Origin of the sequence: Flavobacterium sp. (assembly GCF_036759525.1) — a bacterium.
Lineage (GTDB): Bacteria > Bacteroidota > Bacteroidia > Flavobacteriales > Flavobacteriaceae > Flavobacterium.
Genome location: NZ_DAIOUN010000032.1, coordinates 1 through 3570, shown reverse-complemented (window position 1 = coordinate 3570; position 3570 = coordinate 1). Strand labels below are relative to the sequence as shown.

General features: G+C 43.4%; 1 protein-coding gene. It reads left to right on the top strand.

Annotation, left to right across the window (positions count from 1 at the left end):
- Positions 1 to 3570: lamin tail domain-containing protein (locus V7M80_RS12965; protein WP_333696768.1), on the top strand; the 3570-nt coding region annotated here is incomplete at both ends.

Below are 3570 nucleotides of genomic sequence, written 5' to 3'. Positions count from 1 at the left end.
GTGGATCGGTAACTTTAACGGCTTCTCCTGCGGCTAGTTATTTGTGGTCAACCGGGGCTACTACGCCTTCGATTGTAGTGACTCAAAGTGGTTCTTATACGGTAGTAACTACTGTTAATGGCTGTGAGAGTGAAGCATCTGAAGCTGTAGTGGTTTTGGTTTATGATTTACCTGCTGCACCTACGGTAACCCCATCCGGTTCTACTACTTTGTGTTTTGGTGAAACGGTTACTTTAACGGCTTCTCCTGCGGCTAGTTATTTGTGGTCAACCGGTGCTACTACTTCAAGCATTGTAGTGGGTACCAATGGTTCCTATAGTGTAGTGGTGACCGACGGTAATGGATGTACAAGTCCGGCCTCTGCCGCAGTATCCGTTACTGTAAATACCGCTTTGGTTCCGGGAACGGTTTCCGGAATAACAACAACTGCTTATGGAACCCATGTAGTGATTAGTCAAGTGTATGGCGGTGGTGGAAATACCGGTGCTTCTTACAATCGTGACTTCATTGAATTGTTCAATCCTACGGCATCCTCTGTAACTTTAACGGGATGGACTGTAGAATATGCTTCAGCCACCGGAGTTTTTGGAAATGCCACCACTTTAACCGGCTCTATCGCACCCGGAGGGTATTATTTGATAGGTTTGGCTTCCGGAGCTAACGGTTCTAACTTGCCAACTACCAATGTTTTAAATAATGCTGTAAACATGTCGGGAACTGCAGGTAAAGTTCGTTTGCTTAATGCCTCCAGTACGGTAATCGATTTACTTGGATACGGTTCAACCGCTTCAGCTTTTGAAGGTCAGCCTTCTAGTTCAGTTAGCGGTAACGTAAATTCGTACCAACGTTTGAATGGCGGTTGTACAGATACTCAAAATAACTTGAATGATTTTGTGGTTAATTTAGCCGCTAATCCACGAAATAGTTCTTCTGCTGCTAATTCTTGTTCAACCACTGTATCCACAGAAACCGTATGTTCAGGTGTTGAGCCTGCTTCAATCTCTGTGAGTGCAGCTAGCGGAAGTACTGGTTCTTATACGTATTCTTGGTATCAATTTGACGGAATTACCACAGCACCTACCGGAACCGCTATTCCAGAGGGATGGAACTTAGTGGGAACCGGAAGTTCATTCTCTCCTGACGCATTAACTGCTGATGCTACTTTTGCCAGCTACGTTACTCCATTAGGATGTGCCGGAGCTTGGTCGACAGGTCAGCGTCAAGTGACTGTAAATGCCTTACCTGTTGCGACTATTAGTCCTTCAGGCACTTTAGTTTTACCCGCCGGTACCAGTCAAGTATTGACTGCCTCTGGAGGTACTTCGTATTTGTGGTCCACTTCTGCTACTACTTCTACAATTACTGCATCAGCTTCCGGTTCGTATACTGTAACCGTTACCGATGCTAATGGTTGTCAAAGTGCCGTTTCTGAAGCTACTGTGATTGCATATGCTCCTGCTATAACTACCGATGCTGAAGCAACTGAGGTTACTTTATCTTCGGCTAATTTAGGAGGTTCTATAGTTGCCGCTGGTGACAGTGCCGTTTCTCAAAGCGGTATCGTTTATGCAGTAACCAGTTTAGATTCTGAGCCTGCTTTGGGTGGAGAATTTGTTACTACCTTATTTGCCAATGCTCCCTTTGGAGGTTCGTTTTCGCTACCTACCGGTTCAGTTTTGGCTGTTAATACTACTTATTCGTATCGTGCTTTTGCGACCAACGAACAAGGAACCACTTATGGAGCGGTATTTACTTTTACTACCTTATCCAATTTGCCTAATTTGACTTTGGTGGGTGATGCTCCTGCGTTTGAAGGGGTATGTACTACAGGAAGTCAAACTAGTGCGTTTACTTCTTTTGTATTTGACGGAGCGTTCTTAAATCCGACTGATTTAAGTGTGTCTTCTACCGCTACGGAGTTGGCTTTTTCTTTAACAGAAAACGGAGTATACATCAATCCTTTAGTTATTGCTAATGCTTCTTCAACGGTAACCGGTCAAACGGTTTGGGTGCGATTCACTCCAAGTACAACCGGTTCTTTTGAAGCGGTTGCTACTCTATCCGGAGCCGGATTGTCTCCCGATTTTGAAGTGTCTATAACCGGATCTGGTATCAATACCCCTGTACAGGTTGCTACCGGAGATGCCGAGGTAACTTCGACAACAGCTACATTATCCGGAACGGTTACGCCCGGTTGTAGTGGTGTTTTAACCAGTGGCGTAGCGTATAGTACTGCTTCAAATTTGAGTGGGGCTACTGTTATTGCTCTTGGAGGAACGGCTACGAATTTGACTCCGGGTACTTTGTATTATTACCAAGCTTTTGCTGAAGATGCTACCGGATTGGTTTACGGAAGTGTATTAACTTTCACTACTTCGGCTATCGAAGCACCTGAAGCTCTTGCTGCTACTTCAATTACTTCAAGTTCGTTTGTGGCGAATTGGGAAGCTGTAAGCGGAGCTAGTGCTTATTTATTAGATGTAAGTACTTCTGCTGATTTTGGAATTACTACGATTGATTCGGATGCTCCTTTATTAACTAACGATGGAACTGTGGGTACCACCGGATGGGTAGAAAATGCGGTAAACCAACAGTCTGGATATATTAGTTTATTGTCTACTACTTCCTCATTAATTAGTCCTCCGGTTGATTTAACCGATGTTACTGATCCTAGTTTAGGTTTCCAAATTCGTACTTTTGGTGGGGTAACCGGAAACAGCAATCAAATTTTAGTGTCGGTGTCTACCAACAATGGTAATTCTTGGGTAGATTTAGGTACTCGTACAGCGGGTGGTACTACTTTAACTGCGGTATCTCCTTTTAATTTAACGGCCTATATTGGTTCTACTGTACGTTTGCGTTTTACCGTACCTAGTGCTACCGGTTCTCGTGGTGTTGGAATCGATACCATTTTATTGTCTGCTGATGTAACCACTTTTACCCCTGATTTTGTTCCGGGTTATCAATCTTTGAATGTAGGTTCTGTTACATCTTATCCTGTTGTTGGTTTGACTGATAATACCACATATTATTATCAAGTTCGTGCTACTTCAGCCAACAGTACTTCTGAAAATTCTAATGTTATTTCCACCACTACTTTGGTGTCTGAGCCCACTTTTGGTGGCATTACTCAAAATGAAGTGTTGTGTGAAGGGTCTGAGGTTTCGTTTACAGTAAGTGGTTTATTGCCCAATAGTGTCTCTACTATTGGCTATACCCTTGGCGGTGGTTCTCCAGCTTACTTTCAAGGCGTAACGGCTTCTGCTACCGGAACGGCTACTGTTTCTTTGGTTCTAGGAGCTTCTGAACAAGGGGTTACTTTATCTGTTGTTTCAGTTGAGCGTACTGATGCCAGTTCTACAGTTTTAGAAGTTACTTCTAACAATACTCTTGTATTGGGTGTTACTTTGGCTACCTTATATTATTTAGATGCTGATTTGGATGGTTATGGTGATGTTAATGAACCTTTATTGAGTTGTGAAGCTCCTTTTGGTTATGTATCCAATGCTGATGACTGTGACGATTCAGAGTTTACTACGAATCCGGGAGCCCCTGAGATTTGTTTTGATG